This is a genomic window from Flagellimonas eckloniae, assembly GCF_001413955.1.
GTDB classification, from domain to species: domain Bacteria; phylum Bacteroidota; class Bacteroidia; order Flavobacteriales; family Flavobacteriaceae; genus Flagellimonas; species Flagellimonas eckloniae.
Window position 1 is genome coordinate 1,594,048 of the sequence record NZ_LCTZ01000002.1, and the last position, 24,196, is coordinate 1,618,243.

6 protein-coding genes are annotated in these 24,196 nt (G+C 45.2%); all 6 read right to left on the reverse strand.

Annotated elements, in window-relative coordinates:
• Positions 1–14: 14 nt before the first annotated feature.
• The 6 genes from AAY42_RS06845 to AAY42_RS18040 all read right to left on the reverse strand — a co-directional run bounded on the left by AAY42_RS06845 (position 15) and on the right by AAY42_RS18040 (position 24,133).
• Entirely contained in the window at positions 15–8,423 is an 8,409-nt protein-coding gene (locus tag AAY42_RS06845) for a hypothetical protein (protein WP_139063674.1), read from the reverse strand.
• A gap of 482 nt (positions 8,424–8,905) precedes the next feature.
• A complete protein-coding gene (locus AAY42_RS06850; RefSeq protein ID WP_055393600.1) occupies positions 8,906–13,123 on the reverse strand; it encodes a proprotein convertase P-domain-containing protein in 4,218 nt (1,405 codons plus the stop codon).
• 157 nt (positions 13,124–13,280) lie between these two features.
• Positions 13,281–16,589 carry a thrombospondin type 3 repeat-containing protein gene (locus AAY42_RS06855; protein WP_139063676.1) on the reverse strand — a complete coding sequence of 1,103 codons (3,309 nt, stop codon included), beginning with the start codon at positions 16,587–16,589 and terminating at the stop codon, positions 13,281–13,283.
• A 285-nt stretch (positions 16,590–16,874) separates the two neighbouring features.
• Positions 16,875–18,830: an OmpA family protein gene (locus AAY42_RS06860; protein WP_055393604.1), complete on the reverse strand. Its 1,956-nt coding sequence runs from the start codon at positions 18,828–18,830 to the stop codon at positions 16,875–16,877.
• A gap of 9 nt (positions 18,831–18,839) precedes the next feature.
• Entirely contained in the window at positions 18,840–19,790 is a 951-nt protein-coding gene (locus AAY42_RS06865) for a PorP/SprF family type IX secretion system membrane protein (RefSeq protein ID WP_055393606.1), read from the reverse strand.
• A 14-nt stretch (positions 19,791–19,804) separates the two neighbouring features.
• Positions 19,805–24,133: a gliding motility-associated C-terminal domain-containing protein gene (locus AAY42_RS18040; protein WP_082433352.1), complete on the reverse strand. Its 4,329-nt coding sequence runs from the start codon at positions 24,131–24,133 to the stop codon at positions 19,805–19,807.
• Positions 24,134–24,196 lie beyond the last annotated feature (63 nt).

A 24,196-nucleotide genomic window follows, 5' to 3' on the forward strand; every position in this document is an offset into this window, starting at 1 on the left:
TTTAGTCTTCATTATTATTTTACAACAAATACTACGTTGATCAATGAATTATAATCTGCTGGTGGGGCAATAACAGTTATCCTCAATTCTCCATCAGCTGTTATCGTCATTTCTGTAGGTCCACTGGTTGATGTTGTATCGAATACCGCAGGATCTGCATAGGTTATATAATAATATAATTCATCATCAGCATATGTAGGTATAGCTGCAGGTGCTTCATCTGGTCCTCCATCATCACTGCGTACCATTGGAGTTCCATACTGAGCGATATACTGGGCATACAAATCAATTACTTGTGTCCCTGTAGTGGAAGCATCAATGGCTATAGATGGTGGGTAAAAAATCCGTGCCGCTTTGGAAGTTATTGGTGCCATAGCTTGAATTGCTTCTTCAACTGTTTCTTCATTTGCTCTTGGTGGTTCTGGTCCTGCTCCATCTGGATCTGTTAAGCCACCATCTACATCTACAGGTGTATTCAAATCAACCTCTCCAGCGGTTTGATCATCATCATTGGTGTCATCCACCCATGAATATGTTCCACTTCCATTAGTGCTCAACACCTGACCGCTTGTTCCTCCAGTTGGCAATTCAATCTCGTTCGTATCGTCCGTATCGTCGTCCGCCGCGATATGGTTCGCGATGTCAGTGGCGTTCGTGGCGATGTTGCCAGCGTTCGTGGTTATGCCACCAGCATTCGTTGCTATGTCGGTCGTGTTGGTCGCTATGTTGCCAGCGTTAGCCGTAACCCCCGCAGAATCGTCAAGGGCAGAGATGTCAGCGGATAACGTCGTGCCGCTCTCCGTTACACTCAGGTTCGTGCCGTCAAAGGCAACAGCACTGATATCATCATCCGCAAGACCGTCGACATAGGCCTTCGTGGCAGCGTCACTCCCGGCTGTCGGGGTGCCTAGGCCGGTAAGTACCAATCCATTGGCATCGTTGCCTTCCGTAAGCACTTCCTCTATGTCCTGTAGCTCGTTCGTATCGTCCGTATCGTCGTCCGCCGCGATATGGTTCGCGATGTCAGTGGCGTTCGTGGCGATGTTGCCAGCGTTCGTGGTTATGCCACCAGCATTCGTTGCTATGTCGGTCGTGTTGGTCGCTATGTTGCCAGCGTTAGCCGTAACCCCCGCAGAATCGTCAAGGGCAGAGATGTCAGCGGATAACGTCGTGCCGCTCTCCGTTACACTCAGGTTCGTGCCGTCAAAGGCAACAGCACTGATATCATCATCCGCAAGACCGTCGACATAGGCCTTCGTGGCAGCGTCACTCCCGGCTGTCGGGGTGCCTAGGCCGGTAAGTACCAATCCATTGGCATCGTTGCCTTCCGTAAGCACTTCCTCTATGTCCTGTAGCTCGTTCGTATCGTCCGTATCGTCGTCCGCCGCGATATGGTTCGCGATGTCAGTGGCGTTCGTGGCGATGTTGCCAGCGTTCGTGGTTATGCCACCAGCATTCGTTGCTATGTCGGTCGTGTTGGTCGCTATGTTGCCAGCGTTAGCCGTAACCCCCGCAGAATCGTCAAGGGCAGAGATGTCAGCGGATAACGTCGTGCCGCTCTCCGTTACACTCAGGTTCGTGCCGTCAAAGGCAACAGCACTGATATCATCATCCGCAAGACCGTCGACATAGGCCTTCGTGGCAGCGTCACTCCCGGCTGTCGGGGTGCCTAGGCCGGTAAGTACCAATCCATTGGCATCGTTGCCTTCCGTAAGCACTTCCTCTATGTCCTGTAGCTCGTTCGTATCGTCCGTATCGTCGTCCGCCGCGATATGGTTCGCGATGTCAGTGGCGTTCGTGGCGATGTTGCCAGCGTTCGTGGTTATGCCACCAGCATTCGTTGCTATGTCGGTCGTGTTGGTCGCTATGTTGCCAGCGTTAGCCGTAACCCCCGCAGAATCGTCAAGGGCAGAGATGTCAGCGGATAACGTCGTGCCGCTCTCCGTTACACTCAGGTTCGTGCCGTCAAAGGCAACAGCACTGATATCATCATCCGCAAGACCGTCGACATAGGCCTTCGTGGCAGCGTCACTCCCGGCTGTCGGGGTGCCTAGGCCGGTAAGTACCAATCCATTGGCATCGTTGCCTTCCGTAAGCACTTCCTCTATGTCCTGTAGCTCGTTCGTATCGTCCGTATCGTCGTCCGCCGCGATATGGTTCGCGATGTCAGTGGCGTTCGTGGCGATGTTGCCAGCGTTCGTGGTTATGCCACCAGCATTCGTTGCTATGTCGGTCGTGTTGGTCGCTATGTTGCCAGCGTTAGCCGTAACCCCCGCAGAATCGTCAAGGGCAGAGATGTCAGCGGATAACGTCGTGCCGCTCTCCGTTACACTCAGGTTCGTGCCGTCAAAGGCAACAGCACTGATATCATCATCCGCAAGACCGTCGACATAGGCCTTCGTGGCAGCGTCACTCCCGGCTGTCGGGGTGCCTAGGCCGGTAAGTACCAATCCATTGGCATCGTTGCCTTCCGTAAGCACTTCCTCTATGTCCTGTAGCTCGTTCGTATCGTCCGTATCGTCGTCCGCCGCGATATGGTTCGCGATGTCAGTGGCGTTCGTGGCGATGTTGCCAGCGTTCGTGGTTATGCCACCAGCATTCGTTGCTATGTCGGTCGTGTTGGTCGCTATGTTGCCAGCGTTAGCCGTAACCCCCGCAGAATCGTCAAGGGCAGAGATGTCAGCGGATAACGTCGTGCCGCTCTCCGTTACACTCAGGTTCGTGCCGTCAAAGGCAACAGCACTGATATCATCATCCGCAAGACCGTCGACATAGGCCTTCGTGGCAGCGTCATTCCCGGCTGTCGGGGTGCCTAGGCCGGTAAGTACCAATCCATTGGCATCGTTGCCTTCCGTAAGCACTTCCTCTATGTCCTGTAGCTCGTTCGTATCGTCCGTATCGTCGTCCGCCGCGATATGGTTCGCGATGTCAGTGGCGTTCGTGGCGATGTTGCCAGCGTTCGTGGTTATGCCACCAGCATTCGTTGCTATGTCGGTCGTGTTGGTCGCTATGTTGCCAGCGTTAGCCGTAACCCCCGCAGAATCGTCAAGGGCAGAGATGTCAGCGGATAACGTCGTGCCGCTCTCCGTTACACTCAGGTTCGTGCCGTCAAAGGCAACAGCACTGATATCATCATCCGCAAGACCGTCGACATAGGCCTTCGTGGCAGCGTCACTCCCGGCTGTCGGGGTGCCTAGGCCGGTAAGTACCAATCCATTGGCATCGTTGCCTTCCGTAAGCACTTCCTCTATGTCCTGTAGCTCGTTCGTATCGTCCGTATCGTCGTCCGCCGCGATATGGTTCGCGATGTCAGTGGCGTTCGTGGCGATGTTGCCAGCGTTCGTGGTTATGCCACCAGCATTCGTTGCTATGTCGGTCGTGTTGGTCGCTATGTTGCCAGCGTTAGCCGTAACCCCCGCAGAATCGTCAAGGGCAGAGATGTCAGCGGATAACGTCGTGCCGCTCTCCGTTACACTCAGGTTCGTGCCGTCAAAGGCAACAGCACTGATATCATCATCCGCAAGACCGTCGACATAGGCCTTCGTGGCAGCGTCACTCCCGGCTGTCGGGGTGCCTAGGCCGGTAAGTACCAATCCATTGGCATCGTTGCCTTCCGTAAGCACTTCCTCTATGTCCTGTAGCTCGTTCGTATCGTCCGTATCGTCGTCCGCCGCGATATGGTTCGCGATGTCAGTGGCGTTCGTGGCGATGTTGCCAGCGTTCGTGGTTATGCCACCAGCATTCGTTGCTATGTCGGTCGTGTTGGTCGCTATGTTGCCAGCGTTAGCCGTAACCCCCGCAGAATCGTCAAGGGCAGAGATGTCAACAGCTGGATTGTTACCCAACTCATTAGTGTAGCTCAATTCATTCGTCGCGCCATTAAAACCTAATATGGTGTTGGTTTCTGAAATCGTTACCGAGGCAACATTTAAATAAAGGGCGCCATCTGTTCCCGCTGCAATGTCATTGTTTGCATCGGCACTTATAAGGTTTACCGACTCTGTTCCCCCACCATCCGTAATTTGAACACTACCAGCAGTAATACCACTACCCGTATTATATTCATTCGTATCGTCCGTATCGTCGTCCGCCGCGATATGGTTCGCGATGTCAGTGGCGTTCGTGGCGATGTTGCCAGCGTTCGTGGTTATGCCACCAGCATTCGTTGCTATGTCGGTCGTGTTGGTCGCTATGTTGCCAGCGTTAGCCGTAACCCCCGCAGAATCGTCAAGGGCAGAGATGTCAGCGGATAACGTCGTGCCGCTCTCCGTTACACTCAGGTTCGTGCCGTCAAAGGCAACAGCACTGATATCATCATCCGCAAGACCGTCGACATAGGCCTTCGTGGCAGCGTCACTCCCGGCTGTCGGGGTGCCTAGGCCGGTAAGTACCAATCCATTGGCATCGTTGCCTTCCGTAAGCACTTCCTCTATGTCCTGTAGCTCGTTCGTATCGTCCGTATCGTCGTCCGCCGCGATATGGTTCGCGATGTCAGTGGCGTTCGTGGCGATGTTGCCAGCGTTCGTGGTTATGCCACCAGCATTCGTTGCTATGTCGGTCGTGTTGGTCGCTATGTTGCCAGCGTTAGCCGTAACCCCCGCAGAATCGTCAAGGGCAGAGATGTCAACAGCTGGATTGTTACCCAACTCATTAGTGTAGCTCAATTCATTCGTCGCGCCATTAAAACCTAATATGGTGTTGGTTTCTGAAATCGTTACCGAGGCAACATTTAAATAAAGGGCGCCATCTGTTCCCGCTGCAATGTCATTGTTTGCATCGGCACTTATAAGGTTTACCGACTCTGTTCCCCCACCATCCGTAATTTGAACACTACCAGCAGTAATACCACTACCCGTATTATATTCATTCGTATCGTCCGTATCGTCGTCCGCCGCGATATGGTTCGCGATGTCAGTGGCGTTCGTGGCGATGTTGCCAGCGTTCGTGGTTATGCCACCAGCATTCGTTGCTATGTCGGTCGTGTTGGTCGCTATGTTGCCAGCGTTAGCCGTAACCCCCGCAGAATCGTCAAGGGCAGAGATGTCAGCGGATAACGTCGTGCCGCTCTCCGTTACACTCAGGTTCGTGCCGTCAAAGGCAACAGCACTGATATCATCATCCGCAAGACCGTCGACATAGGCCTTCGTGGCAGCGTCATTCCCGGCTGTCGGGGTGCCTAGGCCGGTAAGTACCAATCCATTGGCATCGTTGCCTTCCGTAAGCACTTCCTCTATGTCCTGTAGCTCGTTCGTATCGTCCGTATCGTCGTCCGCCGCGATATGGTTCGCGATGTCAGTGGCGTTCGTGGCGATGTTGCCAGCGTTCGTGGTTATGCCACCAGCATTCGTTGCTATGTCGGTCGTGTTGGTCGCTATGTTGCCAGCGTTAGCCGTAACCCCCGCAGAATCGTCAAGGGCAGAGATGTCAGCGGATAACGTCGTGCCGCTCTCCGTTACACTCAGGTTCGTGCCGTCAAAGGCAACAGCACTGATATCATCATCCGCAAGACCGTCGACATAGGCCTTCGTGGCAGCGTCACTCCCGGCTGTCGGGGTGCCTAGGCCGGTAAGTACCAATCCATTGGCATCGTTGCCTTCCGTAAGCACTTCCTCTATGTCCTGTAGCTCGTTCGTATCGTCCGTATCGTCGTCCGCCGCGATATGGTTCGCGATGTCAGTGGCGTTCGTGGCGATGTTGCCAGCGTTCGTGGTTATGCCACCAGCATTCGTTGCTATGTCGGTCGTGTTGGTCGCTATGTTGCCAGCGTTAGCCGTAACCCCCGCAGAATCGTCAAGGGCAGAGATGTCAGCGGATAACGTCGTGCCGCTCTCCGTTACACTCAGGTTCGTGCCGTCAAAGGCAACAGCACTGATATCATCATCCGCAAGACCGTCGACATAGGCCTTCGTGGCAGCGTCACTCCCGGCTGTCGGGGTGCCTAGGCCGGTAAGTACCAATCCATTGGCATCGTTGCCTTCCGTAAGCACTTCCTCTATGTCCTGTAGCTCGTTCGTATCGTCCGTATCGTCGTCCGCCGCGATATGGTTCGCGATGTCAGTGGCGTTCGTGGCGATGTTGCCAGCGTTCGTGGTTATGCCACCAGCATTCGTTGCTATGTCGGTCGTGTTGGTCGCTATGTTGCCAGCGTTAGCCGTAACCCCCGCAGAATCGTCAAGGGCAGAGATGTCAACAGCTGGATTGTTACCCAACTCATTAGTGTAGCTCAATTCATTCGTCGCGCCATTAAAACCTAATATGGTGTTGGTTTCTGAAATCGTTACCGAGGCAACATTTAAATAAAGGGCGCCATCTGTTCCCGCTGCAATGTCATTGTTTGCATCGGCACTTATAAGGTTTACCGACTCTGTTCCCCCACCATCCGTAATTTGAACACTACCAGCAGTAATACCACTACCCGTATTATATTCATTCGTATCGTCCGTATCGTCGTCCGCCGCGATATGGTTCGCGATGTCAGTGGCGTTCGTGGCGATGTTGCCAGCGTTCGTGGTTATGCCACCAGCATTCGTTGCTATGTCGGTCGTGTTGGTCGCTATGTTGCCAGCGTTAGCCGTAACCCCCGCAGAATCGTCAAGGGCAGAGATGTCAGCGGATAACGTCGTGCCGCTCTCCGTTACACTCAGGTTCGTGCCGTCAAAGGCAACAGCACTGATATCATCATCCGCAAGACCGTCGACATAGGCCTTCGTGGCAGCGTCACTCCCGGCTGTCGGGGTGCCTAGGCCGGTAAGTACCAATCCATTGGCATCGTTGCCTTCCGTAAGCACTTCCTCTATGTCCTGTAGCTCGTTCGTATCGTCCGTATCGTCGTCCGCCGCGATATGGTTCGCGATGTCAGTGGCGTTCGTGGCGATGTTGCCAGCGTTCGTGGTTATGCCACCAGCATTCGTTGCTATGTCGGTCGTGTTGGTCGCTATGTTGCCAGCGTTAGCCGTAACCCCCGCAGAATCGTCAAGGGCAGAGATGTCAGCGGATAACGTCGTGCCGCTCTCCGTTACACTCAGGTTCGTGCCGTCAAAGGCAACAGCACTGATATCATCATCCGCAAGACCGTCGACATAGGCCTTCGTGGCAGCGTCATTCCCGGCTGTCGGGGTGCCTAGGCCGGTAAGTACCAATCCATTGGCATCGTTGCCTTCCGTAAGCACTTCCTCTATGTCCTGTAGCTCGTTCGTATCGTCCGTATCGTCGTCCGCCGCGATATGGTTCGCGATGTCAGTGGCGTTCGTGGCGATGTTGCCAGCGTTCGTGGTTATGCCACCAGCATTCGTTGCTATGTCGGTCGTGTTGGTCGCTATGTTGCCAGCGTTAGCCGTAACCCCCGCAGAATCGTCAAGGGCAGAGATGTCAGCGGATAACGTCGTGCCGCTCTCCGTTACACTCAGGTTCGTGCCGTCAAAGGCAACAGCACTGATATCATCATCCGCAAGACCGTCGACATAGGCCTTCGTGGCAGCGTCACTCCCGGCTGTCGGGGTGCCTAGGCCGGTAAGTACCAATCCATTGGCATCGTTGCCTTCCGTAAGCACTTCCTCTATGTCCTGTAGCTCGTTCGTATCGTCCGTATCGTCGTCCGCCGCGATATGGTTCGCGATGTCAGTGGCGTTCGTGGCGATGTTGCCAGCGTTCGTGGTTATGCCACCAGCATTCGTTGCTATGTCGGTCGTGTTGGTCGCTATGTTGCCAGCGTTAGCCGTAACCCCCGCAGAATCGTCAAGGGCAGAGATGTCAGCGGATAACGTCGTGCCGCTCTCCGTTACACTCAGGTTCGTGCCGTCAAAGGCAACAGCACTGATATCATCATCCGCAAGACCGTCGACATAGGCCTTCGTGGCAGCGTCACTCCCGGCTGTCGGGGTGCCTAGGCCGGTAAGTACCAATCCATTGGCATCGTTGCCTTCCGTAAGCACTTCGGATAGGGTCTGGTCGTCGGTATTAACCAAAGCTGCAATATCTGCTAAAGCAATTGAAAATGTATTTGTATCTGAATCTGTAATTACCAGATTCGTATTTGTTCCATCAATACCAAAAGAAGCTACAGTGGTATTTGTATCCGTAAGGGTATCACTCAAGCTACTTAAATCAACATTTACACTTCCCCCATTTTCCAAAGTCAATGTCAATTCATTTGTAATTCCATCAAAAGCAAAACCTGTTAGTTGCTGGTCATCTGATGAAGTTAGTTCCCAAGAATCACCATCCCAAAAATAGATGGTACCTGTATTGGTGTTTACATAAATATCTCCGGCGTCAGCTCCTGCCGGTGTTGCTACTCCAGGTGTTGTAACTGTGGTTCCACTTAGAACTTCACAATTGCATTGATCTTGCAAGGTTACCGTAGTCTGTGAGAAAGCAAATCCTGTAAAGAAAAGGAAAGCTATTATTATGATGCTCTTTTTCATGGGGTTATTGTTAATTGACATCGTATGTACTATCTTTTTTGTAATCTTTTTTGTAATCTGTTTTGTAATCTGTTTTGTTTGTTTTGTGCCCATATCCATCAATACTGCATTTTGGATACTTCTACACTTTACAAAATTACTTTTACCTATAGGGGAAAGAAATATTTGTTGTGTACTCCTTAAAACCGAATGTATAGCTGTTAAAAATTGAAGTCATCGACCTTAACTATTAAGATTTTCTTAAGGTTATTGGTCGATAAAAGCAGTATTTTCAAAGGTTATCATCATTATAGAATTCTATAATGATGCCTGTTAAAACCTAAATTATTGTGAAATTTTACTTGTTAAAAAACATTTTTTTCACTGTGAATTAGATTCAAAAACACTCTATTAATTTTAATATGTGTGAAGGATATTTAGATAAATTAAGATATGTGATTCCAAGACTTAGCAAAAAAATTACAGTAATAATTGATTTTGCTTTAGTTTTTCTTGACTCTATACGTGATTCTTCGGTTAGTGATTACAGAAGAAACCCTTATGGTTAAAACCGCAGTATTTGAAGTCTCAAAACTACATATGTAAGCCGAGTTTAAAACCAATACTCTATACTGTTCTCCATTTTCTGCGCTTGTTGGATTGGTAAGCGTTAGCGAACTTGTAGTTGCTCCACTATAAATTCCAGTATTGGTTACATTTTCCCATGATGACCCATTAAAACGTTGCCATTGATAGGTATCTGTATTTGTAGCTGTTACACCGAATGTTGTTGAACATCCTGGGCAGGTAGTTGTGTCAGTAGGTTGAACCGTAATAGCTGGTGGCGTAGCAGCTTCCCTGAAGTCAAAAGTTGTATTGGAATTTCCGTCCACAGGCGTTACATATGAAGCGGTTTGAACAGATCCATCTGTATTGATAGAAGGTATTCCTGAACCATATGTGCCATTATCATCAGAATCTGCATTTGTATCTGCATATGCCTCATCAGAATCGTTACAGCCATCGTTATCACTATCGGATTCCAAATAATCATTATTTCCATCTGAATCTGAATCCGAAATCGTATAATTTACTGTTCCACTGTTTTCTTGCCCACTGGCCTGAACACTGTCTGGAACTCCATCTGTGCCTACCGTTCCCGTTAGACGACCACTTGAATGGGCTTGATCATGACCCGCTTCAACGGCATCGTAAATTCCGTCATTATCACTATCCAAATCCAAATCATCATAAACTCCGTCATTATCTGTATCAATAGCTGCTGTCCAAATTATTGCATTAACCAATAAATCTTCTCCTGCAGAGTTAAATCCTCCATTTCCATTTGCATGGGGCACTATTGCCCTTTTTCCTGGTGCAGTTCCAGTTTCCATTGCATCACCTTCTTCCCATATTACAATTGATGCTTCTCCACTGCTAGGATCTTGACCTAAAACTGTCCCTGTAGTCAGTCCATTTCCATAATATTGGGCATCACCTATATTGTAATTTCCCAATGATAGACCAGAAGTTATTGGATGTATATTATTTGTAATATTTACTTCAGTTGAAGATCCATTTCCTCCGGCGGATGCTCCCAATATATCATCATGTAAAGCTGGTTCACTTGTTATGACACCATTCGTGGTAGTTGTTAAATTGGACACATTGGCTAAGGCCGTACTACTAATTACGTCTTCGTAAAGAAAAGTTACTCCATAATTGTTGGCATCTCCACCCACTCCATCATCAACCACAGTAACTGTGTAGCCCAATGCTGTTAACTTATCTATTGTATTCTGTTCTTCGGAACCCGGAGTGCCATTGGTTACCCATAATACTGTTTTTGGAGATTCAACAGTATCCAAAATACCATCATTATCATCATCTAAATCTGTAATGTCTGAAATACCGTCCGAATCACTATCAATTGCAATTGTTAATGTCACTTCAGAAGAAGTTATGGAGGAACAAGTTCCTGTTGAATTAGATACAATAATTCTGTAGACATATCCATCTTTGGTCAAACCTGGGGCCAGTACAGTCAATGTTTCTGTAGTTGTCCCAGAATATTCCGATCCATTGGATACATTTGAAAAACTTCCTCCACCATTGGTACTCACTTGCCATTGGTAGGTATCTGTATTGCTTGTACTTGAAGCAAACGTACCATTGCTTCCCAAGCCTACGGTTTGGTCAGTGGGTTGAATATCTATTGTAATTGGACTTATAGTGATTGTTTGAGTCACATCTATAAAGTTACCTGCGTCATCTGTTACTCTGTACGTTCTTGTAATTATTTCTGGATTGGTTCCTCCATCACTAACATCGCTTATATGGGTGACCGTAGGACTTGCAGTACAATTGTCTGCTTCATCGGTAACATCCGTAATATCTACCGTTGGAATGTCCGCAGAACAATTCACAGTAACCGGAGATGGATTGCTTGCTGTTGGATCCACATTATCAATGGTAATAGTGGTAACTCCTGTAATGCTTAAGACAGGATCTCCCGTGGTACCTCCATATTCCACTACATATCCCTGTGCTTGATATGCTCCAGAGGTAGCAGTTGTATTTGGTAAATCATTCCAAGACCCTGGTGATGAAGTTACTGAAACGTCTGTAATATGTGCATAGTCTTCATTTCCTGATTGATTGGGTTCTCCTGAATTCCAAAAAGCAAAAAAATCGGGGGCAGTAGTTGTACCTCCTGCAGTTCCAGACCAAAAAGGAGTTCCTGTACCTGCATTGGCAAGGCCTTCTGGCCCCGTAACCCATCTCCAATCTCCTTCCGTTGCAGCATCACTACCACCAATCCAGCCTACTCCTAAAGCTTGTGAACCTGAAAAATCTGCTTCCGCTTGGGAAGTTAGGGTCGCTAAATATCCTTGTAAGCCAAAATATGTTCTTAAAGCAGCAGCATCTCTTGCCGCTGTCCATGTGATATTGGGACTGGAAATAAATTCATAATAGTGACCTGTGGGGGGTAAAAAATTTGCACTACCAGGAGTAATTGAAAATTGTCTAGTTCCCGTTGGACTTGCAGCACTGCTTGAATATTCCACGGCTAAAATAGCGGTTTCAAATTCTGCGTATGTTGTCGGGCCCTGAAGTGTAAGTTCTCCTTCCGTTGCATCCCATGTAGCCGTAATATTTGGATGTGTTCCGGTAAGGGTCAATAAATCTTCACCATTTATATATCCTGAAGAAATTTGGATATAAATAGCATCAGTTGTTGTATCATCTGCATCGGTAATGCTAATGGTCTCCACTATTGCTTGTGAAGTACCGGGACAGTATGCCTGATCTCCGGTCACTGTAAGTACAGGAGGTTGATCTACGGTTGGTACTATGGATTCGCTTAAGTCATCGGCTGTAGCGTTACTATCTGTTTGGTCTGCACTCACAGCAGTTATTGTATTTGTTATTGTGGAACCACTTGTACCACCATTCACACTAGCTGTAATATTCAGTGTTGCTGTTGATCCATTGGTTAAACTACCAATTGTCCAAACGCCAGTCCCTGAATTGTAAGAACCGTCATCGCCTACAAAAGACACACCAGCAGGTAAAATATCCGTTATGCTAACATTTGTGGCATCTACAGGACCATTGTTTGTTACAGAAAGTGTGTAAACTATATTAGACCCTTCATTTGGTGTGCTATCGTCAACGGTTTTGGTAACGGCCAAATCTGGATCTGTAGGGGCCAATGTACATACCTCAACCGAGAAGCTATTCAATGTACCCACATCGGAACCTGCATTATCAGCAACAGTCAAGGTCCAATTCCCGCTTGGATTTTCTCCAATAAAATCACTCAAATTACCTTCTGGCCTAAAAGTCCCTGTAAATGGAGCTGATCCTGAGGTAATATCTGTTCCTCCTGAATCGTCAAAAACTGTACTTGTATAGTCATCACCACTACCTCCATTACCCGATGACAATTCCACCGATGTTCCTGTTGGACTACTTAAAGTAATGGTTAGATCTGAATCCCATGGATGTGTTATATCTACTGTGACATTTACATCGGTTACAGAACTGGTTGTAGAAAAGTTGACCGTTCTCGAGACTCCAGTGGCATTGTTATCAGGTATTGAAATGTTAGGAGATGTGGACTCTGTTGTACATGTAGTTGCTACAGCAGTACCTTCCACCAAAACATCATCTATAAAATAATATTCATTGTCGCTATTTGCATTTGTAGCAAATTGTGCCCGAATCTCCAATGTTGAGCCGGACAGTCCAGTAATCGAATATGACGATGACACTCCATTTAAGGTAGAAGATTGATAATCTATCCAGCTCCCACCATCAATTCTATACGAACCTGAAAACCTATCGAATGTAGTACCCGCAGGACCACCGCCGTTTTCCACTTCGTTGAATCCAGCGTCCAAGCTAAACTGAACATTGGTGTATCCAGATATATCTATTGACCCTGTGGACCAAGTTTCAATTTCATCTGTATTTCTACCATGCATTACCTGATCACCGCTCAAGTTTTCCACATCTAACCGTCTAATAACGTTATTATGGGTCTCACCTGAAACGGTCCATGTTGTTGCTTCTGGTCCTGTTGCTGTTCCCGAGACATCTTGAACGGCTGTTGGACTTTCAAAATCCTCAAACCAAATTGTAGTTTGCCCAGATACGGTAACTGTTCCTAAAAAAAGGATAAAAAGTATTAGACTTTTGATATAGAGGTTTTTCATCTAAAGATGTTAATTGTGAAATTGATAGGTGTATTTTCAATACTATCAAAATCTCAATAAAGATAGAATTGTGGTAAACCGTTATCTAAAAAATGTTGTAAAGAATTGAAAAAGAGTTGTTCAATGGGCAAAAAAGCATGTTTCTTGCATATTTATATCAATTTTTCTTAACCCTGTACGTAATTCTTCTATTTGTGATTACACTTGCTACGCGAATAGACAGCACTACCGTGCTTGAGGTTGCAGAACTACATATATATACGGTGTTCGATACCAATACCCGATATTGCTCCCCATCATTTGCTGTGGTAGGGTTGGTTACTGTTAACGTACTTGTGGTTGATCCACTATAGATTCCTGTGTCCATTATATTTTCCCAAGATGCGCCATTAAAACGCTGCCACTGATAAGTATTTGCGTCTGTAACTGTAACCCCAAATGTTGTTCCACATCCTGGACATGTAGTTGCATCAACAGGTTGAACTGTAATTGCTGGTGGAGTAGTTGCTTCCTGAAAATCAAAGGTACTATTGCTATCTATATCATTTGGAGTCGTATAACCGTCAGAATTTCCACTTACTGAACCATCTGAATTATATCCGGTTCCTTGGAGTTCTCCTGGTTTTGTACCGCTCTCTGTAAAGCCCGCCTCAAGAACATCGTTACAACCGTCATTGTCACTATCAAATTCTACGTAATCTGGCACACCATCGGTATCGGTATCTGTGGGAGCATACGCAGGGTCTAAGATTCCACTATCCACCGAGGTTTCTATTACATCATAAACACCGTTATCGCCCACTGAACCATTACTGCTATCTATTACTCCATCATTATTGGCATCCAGACTTCCATTATTATTTTCAACAATATCATAAATACCATCATTGTCCGCATCCACATCAAAATTATCAAAGACGCCGTCGGTATCTGAATCTTGGCATGTTGGGGTCGATGTTACTGAAATCTGCACATCGTCTATAAAATTACCACTAGAGATACTTCCTGAACCTGTAGATACCGCCTCAAATATAAAATAGGTATTACTTTGACCTGCTGGTACTGTATAACTTCCTGTATAATAAACCCAGGCTGTATTTGGACTGGTCATGGTAGTTTCTACAGTTGCTGAAGCCAAATCTGCACCAATTTTCACTTCAGCCACATCTGTACCACCACGCCCTCTATGTCTTACAGACCATTGTACTACTGAACCTGGGGTTAAACACAATATTTGATATAAGGCCGAATTTTGCGTGGCATTTAATTCTGCAAACTGATTTCCTTCAAAAGATGGAACACCATAAAAACCTGTAGACCATATTTCAATTTTATTGTCCGTAGAGGTAGTTTCCCAACCTGGTATATCATCAGCATCCAAAATTCGATAAGTACTGGAGGGAATTGTTGGACTTTCAAGACCTTCATTCACAATTGGTTCCAAACATACCACTCCCAGACACTCATCACTGTCCAAAACACCATCATTATCATCGTCTAAATCACAAATATCCCCAATGCCATCACCATCATTGTCTTCTTGTAAGGGATTAGCTTCAGTTGGGCAATTATCCAATGAATCAACAATACCATCGCCATCCGCATCTGGATTAACAATCAACTCAGCCTGAACTGAAGTAATCGTGGTACATATATATGTATCATCCGTTATAATTACTTGATATAAGTACCCATCTTGAGATGATAATACATTGATTGCCGTATAAGACGAAGAAGTGGCTCCTGAAATATCGCTAAAACTTGTACCTCCGTTGGTACTTCTTTGCCATTGATATGAAAGCGACGTACCTACAGCCACAACTGAAAATATGGCATCATCACCTGGATTTACAGTTTGGTCCTGTGGTTGTGTTGAAATTGTTGGTACAGTACCTGCTTCTGTATAATCGAAAGTGCTGTTGGTATCTGCATCATTCGGTGTTGTATAACCATCAGCATTGCCGGTTACCACACCGGTTGTTGTATCATATCCTGAACCATCAAGTTCTCCGGTGATACTACCGTTTTCGGTGAATCCGGCCTCAACCACATCGTTACATCCATCGTTATCACTATCAAGTTCTAAATAATCGTTAGTACCATCTGTGTCTGAATCGGCAACGGTATAGTTTACCGTTCCACTATCTTCTTGTCCACTGGCCTGCACACTATCTGGCACACCGTCTGCACCAACAGCTCCTGTTAGACGACCTGATGTTTGTGCTTGTTCATGACCAGCTTCAATTACATCGTAAATACCATCATTATCGCTATCTAAATCCAAACGGTCTTCTACTCCATCCTTATCACTATCTATACCAGCTCCCCAAATAATGGCATTTACCAAAAGGTCTTCACCAGCTAAATTAAAGCCAGACCCTCCTTGATTTGAATGGGGTACTATAACTCTTCGCCCAGGTGCTGTGCCTACTTCCATTGCATCACCATTTTCCCAAGCGGCAAGTGATACAGAGCCATTGGGATGGTTTCCCAAAATTGTACCCGAAGTTATTCCATTTGCATGGTATGATGCGTCTCCAATATCATAATTCCCCAACGACAGACCAGATGTTATAGGGTGCGTATTGTTGGTTATGTTTACAATGTTTGTTACACTATTGCCCCCGGTAGAAGCTCCAAGTATATCATCATGTAGTGCATTCTCACTGGTAACAACTCCATTGCTTGTAGTTGTTAGGTTACTTATGTTTCCAAGTGCGGTTCCACTGCTGGCATCTTCATAGATAAATACAACTGCATAGTTATTGGCATTACCTCCAACATTGTCCGCAACAACGGTCACAGTATAACCCAAAAGGTTTAATTTATCAATTGCATTTTGTTCCGAGGTTGTGGGTACTCCATCGTCATCCACCCATAAAACTGTATTGGTATTCGGAGCTTCAACAGCATCCAAAATACCGTCATTGTCATCATCAGCATCAAACATATCGTATATGCCATCGCTATCTGAATCCGGCCCATATGTTGCAGTAAAAAGTACGTCATCAATATAGATTCTCTCACTACCTCCCCAATTTGTGCCATCACCCCTAAAACGTATTGAAGATGAAGCCGAAATTTCGTTTACTGCCAAGTCATATGAAAGTGTACCCGTACCGTTTAACGTAGCTATTGTATTGTATGATGAACCATCGTAAAGTTGCACCAATAAAGGCTCATTTCCATTGGTTCTGTTATAGCTAAGGGTCAAGGTAACTGCTATTGCCCCAGATAAATCCAAGTCCCTGGTAATATAATCGTTATCTATATTTCTGAGTTCCAATTCCCCCCTGGAAAGAATCACTTCAATCGTACCGTTGGCCGCATCATCATCATCCCCAGTCTCATCCCAACCGGATAAAAAGTTCCGCGTTCCATCGTTTTCCGTGTAAGATTCTATGTTGAAATCATCCAAAAACGTTTCTTGGCCAAAGGCAGCTGTGGCAAAAAAAATGGCTATCAAGAATAAACTATTTCTAAGAAAAGGGGTCACGTATGGATATTTATAAACAAAACTGTTTACTAATCCCGTAAAAATAGATGGGAAGCCCTTGTATGCCCAAAAAATGTTGTCTATACCAATATTCCACTAGTGAAGACAGTAAATACTGGTGTATGTATTTCCAGATATCTATAAGAATACTAAAAACACATTTTGTCGATAAAGCCTTTAAACCCAAACCTCTCCGAAGGGAAAACTAAAAAGCATTTTAAAACAGTGAAGAATAATTTTTCAACTTGAAGTAAATCAATCAAAAATGATAAACTCAGATCGTCTATTTAGTTGATGCTTTTCTTTGGAGCAGGAAATACCGTTTTCGCATTCGTTAACCAGTCGGGTCTCTCCATAACCTTCACCTTCTAAGCGGTCTGCACTAATTCCCTTTGAAATCATATAAGCAACTGTGGATTCGGCTCTTTTTTGGGATAGCCATAGGTTGTAAGCATCATTACCCCTACTATCTGTATGGGAATTGACTTTTATCTTCAAGCTTGGATATTTCTCCATTGCAACGATGACCTTCTGAATTTCAATCTCCGCATCTGGCCTAATATTAAATTTGTTCAAGTCGAAGTAAATTGTGCTCAATTGAAGTAATTTGGCCAAATCGTCTCCAAAACCACCAGTGACGACATCACGTTCCAAGTAAAAATCAACAATTCTTGGCTTTCCATAAGACTTGTTCAAATATTCCTCAGCTGGCACATAACCATCACGGGATGCCCTTACAAAATTCCCTTTCGCGCAATCCAAACCTAAAACATAATTACCTTTATCATCCGTTATTGTGGAGGAAACCTCGTTGTTTTCTTCATCAATAATTTTAACGGTAGCTCCTACTAACACTTCATTGGAAATACGATCTCTTACCGTACCAGTAACATCTTGCAAACAATCTAAAACCAAAGGTTCTGTCTCTACAAATGTGTAAATATCATCTTCACCTAAACCACCTTCTCTGTTGGATGAAAAATAGCCCTCTTTATTTTCGTCATCTATGATAAATGTAAAATCATCATATTGTCCGTTAACCGGTCTGCCCACATTTACGACAGGTTCTTGAAAGTTGCCAAAAGCAATTTTAGTTGCAAAAATATCTAGCCCACCAAGACCTTGATGCCCATCAGAAGAAAAATAGAGTACTCCATCTTTGGTAATAAAAGGAAATGTCTCCCTAGCCGATGTGTTTATATTTTTTCCTAAATTGATAATAGGACCGTATGTTCCGTCTCCTATTATTTCCGTCATGAATATATCCGATGCCCCATGTGTTCCTGGCATATCGGAAACAAAGTAGAGCTTTTTCTCATCTGGACTCAGCACTGGATGTGCAACTGAGTATGAATCATTGTTGAAGGGCAGTTCAACAATATTGGTCCACTCGTTTTCAACTAATTCAGCTCTATAAACCTTCAAGCGAATAACTCCATTTTGATCCTTGTACTTTTTTCCATCCAAGAAATTGTTTCTTGTAAAATACATGGTCAATCCATCTTTGGTGACAACGGAAGTGGATTCATGGAGTCTTGTATTTACATCTCCATCCAATTTAACAACTGTATTGTTAGAAACACTATCTGCATTTACCTTATATAAATCCAAAAAATCCCTTGAGTTCCAGGTATGCCTATACCTCGCTAAATTCCCGGTATCCCTGTCAGAAGAAAAAATAAGACCTTGTTCATAGAACGAAGCTGCAAAATCTGAATATTTACTATTGAACTCAAACGGTTTGACTTCGTACCGACCAGAATTCTCCTCTATTTTAGTTAAATAATCGGCATCATATAAATTGTTTTCGTCTTCTACCGAGGTAATTTCTTTGAACCTTGCCATTATTTTGGCCGATTCTTCATATTCACCCAAGCTTTTTAAACTTTGTGCATATCTGAATATATAGTCTGGCTCCGTTTCATCGGGATAGGTCTCTGCAAGTCTTTTATATACGTTGGCAGCTTCTTGATACTTGGCATTGAAATAGTATGAATTTCCCAATCGTTTTAACAAATCTTCGGAAACATAGCCTTTATCAAGAACTTTTTTATAAATATCTATTGCCGGACTAAAGGAATATTCGTCATATTGTTCATCCGCCTTAACTTTAACCTTCGCTTGTTGTTTTTCATTAACCTTATCCTGTGCGGCGATATTGGTTAAATAACCTAAAAACACGAGTATAAATATGAGTATTCTTTTTAGCATCTTACTATATTAAAAGAATCTAGGCGATACTGTTTTTTGAAACGCTTTTATCAACTCCAACCTTAAAAACACTTCAAAGGAGCCGTCATTAAATTGGGTTCCTCCCAATTCTGTTGTTTCTCGGTCATAAGCAAGACCCAGCATAATCTGATCGGTAACCTGAAATCCTGCTAAAGCACTTATCGCCGCGTCAAATCTATATGCCGCTCCAAAACTGAATTTGTCCGCATACAGAAAATTGGCAGATAAGTCAACTTGCAAAGGAGCTCCACCCACTGCTTTGGTCAAAAGTGCTGGTTTAAATTTAAGGTCTGCATTTAAATCAAAAACATAACCTGTAATTAAATAAAAATTAATCCGCTCCGTAGCCAAAAAATTCACCGACTCAGGGTCACTTGAACCATTGTCAAAGTATTCGGTTTCTAAAATATTGGGAGCAGAAACCCCTGCATAGAACTTATCTGTATGATAGTATATTCCCAAACCAAAATTGGGTGAAAATTGATTATCAATATTATCTTGATTAACTACTTCTTGGTCGAAATTGCGAAGGCCATTGAAATCTAGATTTAGCATATTACCTCCTGCTTTTAATCCAAAAGAAAGTTTCGCATCCAACGAAACATCTATTGTATATGACAGTACTGCATCCAAATACGTTTCTTGTACCACGCCATCACCAATATTATCATTTACCAGTGAAATACCATAACCCAATCTACTATTTCGAATAGGAGAATGAAGATTTACTGTAAAGGTCTCCGGAGCTCCATCCAGTCCGACCCATTGGGAACGGTACAGCCCGGCAAAACTTAATTGCCCTCTAGATCCAGCGTAAGCTGGGTTAACGCTTAGTGTATTGAACATATACTGAGTATACTGGGCATCTTGCTGCGCTACAAGACCCTGAACTACCATTCCAATAAATAAAAACGGAATTAAAAAATTCTTTTTAATCATTCTATTTAAATATGTTATCTACTTATGTATATGTATTCTGAGTCTGTAAAACTTCCTTTTTCGGTTTGGTAGTCAAATATATAAAAATATACACCGGCTGGAAGGTAATCGTTCACACTTAAAGTTGATCTACCACGCGAACGTCCATCAAAAACATTATTTACATTATTGTAGTCTTTCCCCTCATATACGGCAACTCCCCAACGATTAAAAATTCTAAGTGTACTTGATGTTATTTTATCAACACCTCTAATAAATAGAAAATCATTTTTAAGATCTCCATTAGGCGTTAGCATTTGATTAACTGAAATGTTTTCTATAGATACCGAAACTGTAGCCGTATCACAGTTGTCAGGGTTAGCCGACTCACAAATGGTATAGTCAATAGTGTAAATGCCATCAGACGTTCCAGGAGCCACATTGATGCTTCCGTCCTGATTAACCGTCAGTACGTTGGTTGGAGTCGAAGTCAAAATTACATCAGACAATGCAACTGTTTCACCGTTAAGGGTATCGTTTAAAAGCACATTACTATTGGGAATAATTCCGCCAGAACTATCTGAAGTATAGGCATCATCCATCGCGTCGATTATATTCTCCATCCCTGGTCCCACTTCTACGGTAACCGTACCTGTATCGCAGTTGTTAACATCAGCAATTTCACAAATGGTATATTCAATAGTGTAAGTACCTTCTGGTGTTCCAGGGACCACACTGACACTTCCATCTTCGTTAATGCTCAGTTCGTCCGTGCTGGTCGATGTCAATATAACATCCGTCAAGGTCACAGGTTCTCCATTCAAAGTATCATTTGAAAGCACATTGCTATCGGGAATTACCCCATCAGAACCTTCAGAAGTGTAGGCATCATCTATGGCATCGATTACATTCCCCATGCTAGGATCCACTTCTATGGTAACTGTACCTGTGTCGCAGTTGTTGACATCAGCAATTTCACAGATGGTGTATTCAATGGTGTAGGTCCCTTCTGGTGTTCCAGGGGCTACGCTGACACTTCCATCTTCGTTGATGCTCAGTTCGTCCGTGCTGGTCGATGTCAATATAACATCCGTCAAGGTCACAGGTTCTCCATTCAAAGTGTCGTTTGAAAGCACATTGCTATCGGGAATTACTCCATCAGAACCATCAGAAGTATAGGCATCATTCACAGCGTCGATTACGCTTGGAATATCAGGGTCCAGGTAGTCCGGGGTCCCGTCATCGTCCGTATCGTCATTGGTGGGGTCACCGTCTTCATCGACATCCTCGTCAGGGGTGTCGATGCCATCGCCGTCATCGTCAAAGTCACGGTAGTTCACATCCTCGGTGCCATCGGTGTCCGGTAGGTCGTTCGCAGGATCGTCGATCTCGTCGTTAACGTCATAGCCATCGTTGACATCACTGCCCTCGTAGCCATCGTCAAGTCCGTCATTGTCCGTATCAACCCCAGTGTACGTCTGATCGGGAATACCATCAAAGTTGAAGTCGTTCCCCTCGTTGTTGTCCAGAACCAGGTCGTTGTCGCTGTCGTCGTCAAGATAATCCGGAAGCTCATCCGCACCGTCAGTGTTCTCAGGGGTCAAACCGCCAAGGTAGGCCGAGTTCACCCCATCATTGGCAGCATAGGTAGCCTCATCGTCATCGTTCGGCGCAACATAGCCATTGGTGGGCTGGGCCTCAACATTGTCGGGAATACCATCGTCGTCACTATCGATGTCCAAATGGTCGGGGCGGCCATCGCCGTCACTGTCCAATGGATCTGTGAGCGGATCGTTGTCATTGTCGTTATTGGGGTCCTCGGTGGTATCCAGGATCCCATCATTGTCATCATCAAGGTCAACACTGTCAGGTACGCCGTCATCGTCCGTGTCCTCCCTGTCATCGGTAGGGTCCAGATAGTCCGGGGTCCCGTCATCGTCCGTATCGTCATTGGTGGGGTCACCGTCTTCATCAACATCCTCGTCAGGGGTGTCGATGCCATCACCGTCATCGTCAAAGTCGCGATAGTTCACATCCTCGGTGCCATCGGTATCCGGCAGGTCGTTCGCAGGATCGTCGATCTCGTCGTTAACGTCATAGCCATCGTTGACATCACTGCCCTCGTAGCCATCGTCAAGTCCGTCATTGTCCGTATCAACCCCAGTGTACGTCTGATCGGGAATACCATCAAAGTTGAAGTCGTTCCCCTCGTTGTTGTCCAGAACCAGGTCGTTGTCGCTGTCGTCGTCAAGATAATCCGGAAGCTCATCCGCACCGTCAGTGTTCTCAGGGGTCAAACCGCCAAGGTAGGCCGAGTTCACCCCATCATTGGCAGCATAGGTAGCCTCATCGTCATCGTTCGGCGCAACATAGCCATTGGTGGGCTGGGCCTCAACATTGTCGGGAATACCATCGTCGTCACTATCGATGTCCAAATGGTCGGGGCGGCCATCGCCGTCACTGTCCAATGGATCTGTGAGCGGATCGTTGTCATTGTCGTTATTGGGGTCCTCGGTGGTATCCAGGATCCCATCATTGTCATCATCAAGGTCAACACTGTCAGGTACGCCGTCATCGTCCGTGTCCTCCCTGTCATCGGTAGGGTCCAGATAGTCCGGGGTCCCGTCATCGTCCGTATCGTCATTGGTGGGGTCACCGTCTTCATCAACATCCTCGTCAGGGGTGTCGATGCCATCACCGTCATCGTCAAAGTCGCGATAGTTCACATCCTCGGTGCCATCGGTATCCGGCAGGTCGTTCGCAGGATCGTCGATCTCGTCGTTAACGTCATAGCCATCGTTGACATCACTGCCCTCGTAGCCATCGTCAAGTCCGTCATTGTCCGTATCAACCCCAGTGTACGTCTGATCGGGAATACCATCAAAGTTGAAGTCGTTCCCCTCGTTGTTGTCCAGAACCAGGTCGTTGTCGCTGTCGTCGTCAAGATAATCCGGAAGCTCATCCGCACCGTCAGTGTTCTCAGGGGTAAGACCCTCATCACCACTTCCTTCGTAAGCATTGTCAAGACCATCATTGTCATCATCCTCTCCAGTGGGGGGAACATAATCGGCAGTTGGTTGTGCTTCTACATTGTCTGGAATCCCATCATTATCACTATCAATATCCAATCGATTTGGTATGCCATCAGTATCTGAATCTACATCAACACTGAAATTAGTTGTTTGTGGATTAATAAAATTATCCAGACATGTAAATTGAATTCCAGCTTGTCTTGCTACTCGTGTTGTAAAATTATTGTTATTTGAAGGTTGTATTCCAAATCTAAAAACGAAAGTTGAAATATTCACGAATTCCACAGCAACATTTACTGATGGGTTTTCGTTGGATATTCCAGGGAATTCCGTAGTACCCCCATTAATAAGGAGACCACCTGGTGTATTGTTTACCAGTACATCTGTATTCTCATCGACGGTAAAACTAGTAGGGGTATCAAACCGGTTGAATTCTTGATAAACGTTGCCACCATCAACATCTATGAAATTTGCGATTAATTCATTTAGGACAACAGGTGTATTGGTTCCTGAATTAACAATAGTTATTCTAAAATCAACAAAAGGTCTCCTAATATCATCTGTTGTAGTAAAGAAAATCTCTGGTTTAAAAAATTCAGGATCAGTTTCATTTTGATCTAAGAACTTAATTTCTCCGTTTACAACTTCTTCCAAAGTTACAAGCGCATCCAATTCAGATGTTACATTTGAAAATCTATAAACAGCACCCTCCATCAAAGCATCACCAGATTCTAAAGTGGGAACAGAGTCAAATTCCAGATTAGGAACTGTCTCACAATCAAAATCGGTGCTTAAAACGCTGGATTCGTTTTTATCCAAAATTCCATCATTATCCGAATCCAAATCCAAATAATCTGGAACATTGTCATTGTCTGTATCAATTGGTGAAAGACCTTCTCCCGAACCGGGTGTAGTTTCATAGCTATCGTCCAATCCATTTTTATCATCATCTACCAAGGATGGTTCTAGATAGTCTGTAACCGTTTGCGCTTCTATATTATCTAAAATTCCATCATTATCTGAATCCAAATCCAAATAATTAGGAACCCCGTCACCATCGCTGTCTGTGAAATTGGTTTCTGGGTTATTATCGCCATCAAGGTTTTCATCTTCATTCGCATCAATGATCCCATCTCCATCATCATCAATATCTTGGCTATTTAGAACCCCATCTCCATCGGTATCCTTGTCAGTTAAAAAAATGGTTGCAGTTCCATCTGCAACGGGGCTATTCTCAAAAGCAGTAATACTGGTGAAAACGGTGAATCCTACTAGTAAAAAAAGACTGTATGAAACCTTTTTCTTAAAATTTAAGAAAGTATTTTTTTCCATAAATGATAGTTTTGGTCAACTAATCACCATGGCATGCAGTTTCCGTAAGTGTAAGAAAATGGG

Bases quoted from the DNA above. Each gene is read 5' to 3' on its own strand.
- AAY42_RS06845 (WP_139063674.1), bottom strand. From the start codon at position 8,423: ATGAAAAAGAGCATCATAATAATAGCTTTCCTTTTCTTTACAGGATTT.
- AAY42_RS06850 (WP_055393600.1), bottom strand. From the start codon at position 13,123: ATGAAAAACCTCTATATCAAAAGTCTAATACTTTTTATCCTTTTTTTA.
- AAY42_RS06865 (WP_055393606.1), bottom strand. From the start codon at position 19,790: ATGATTAAAAAGAATTTTTTAATTCCGTTTTTATTTATTGGAATGGTA.
- AAY42_RS18040 (WP_082433352.1), bottom strand. From the start codon at position 24,133: ATGGAAAAAAATACTTTCTTAAATTTTAAGAAAAAGGTTTCATACAGT.
- AAY42_RS06860 (WP_055393604.1), bottom strand. From the start codon at position 18,830: ATGCTAAAAAGAATACTCATATTTATACTCGTGTTTTTAGGTTATTTA.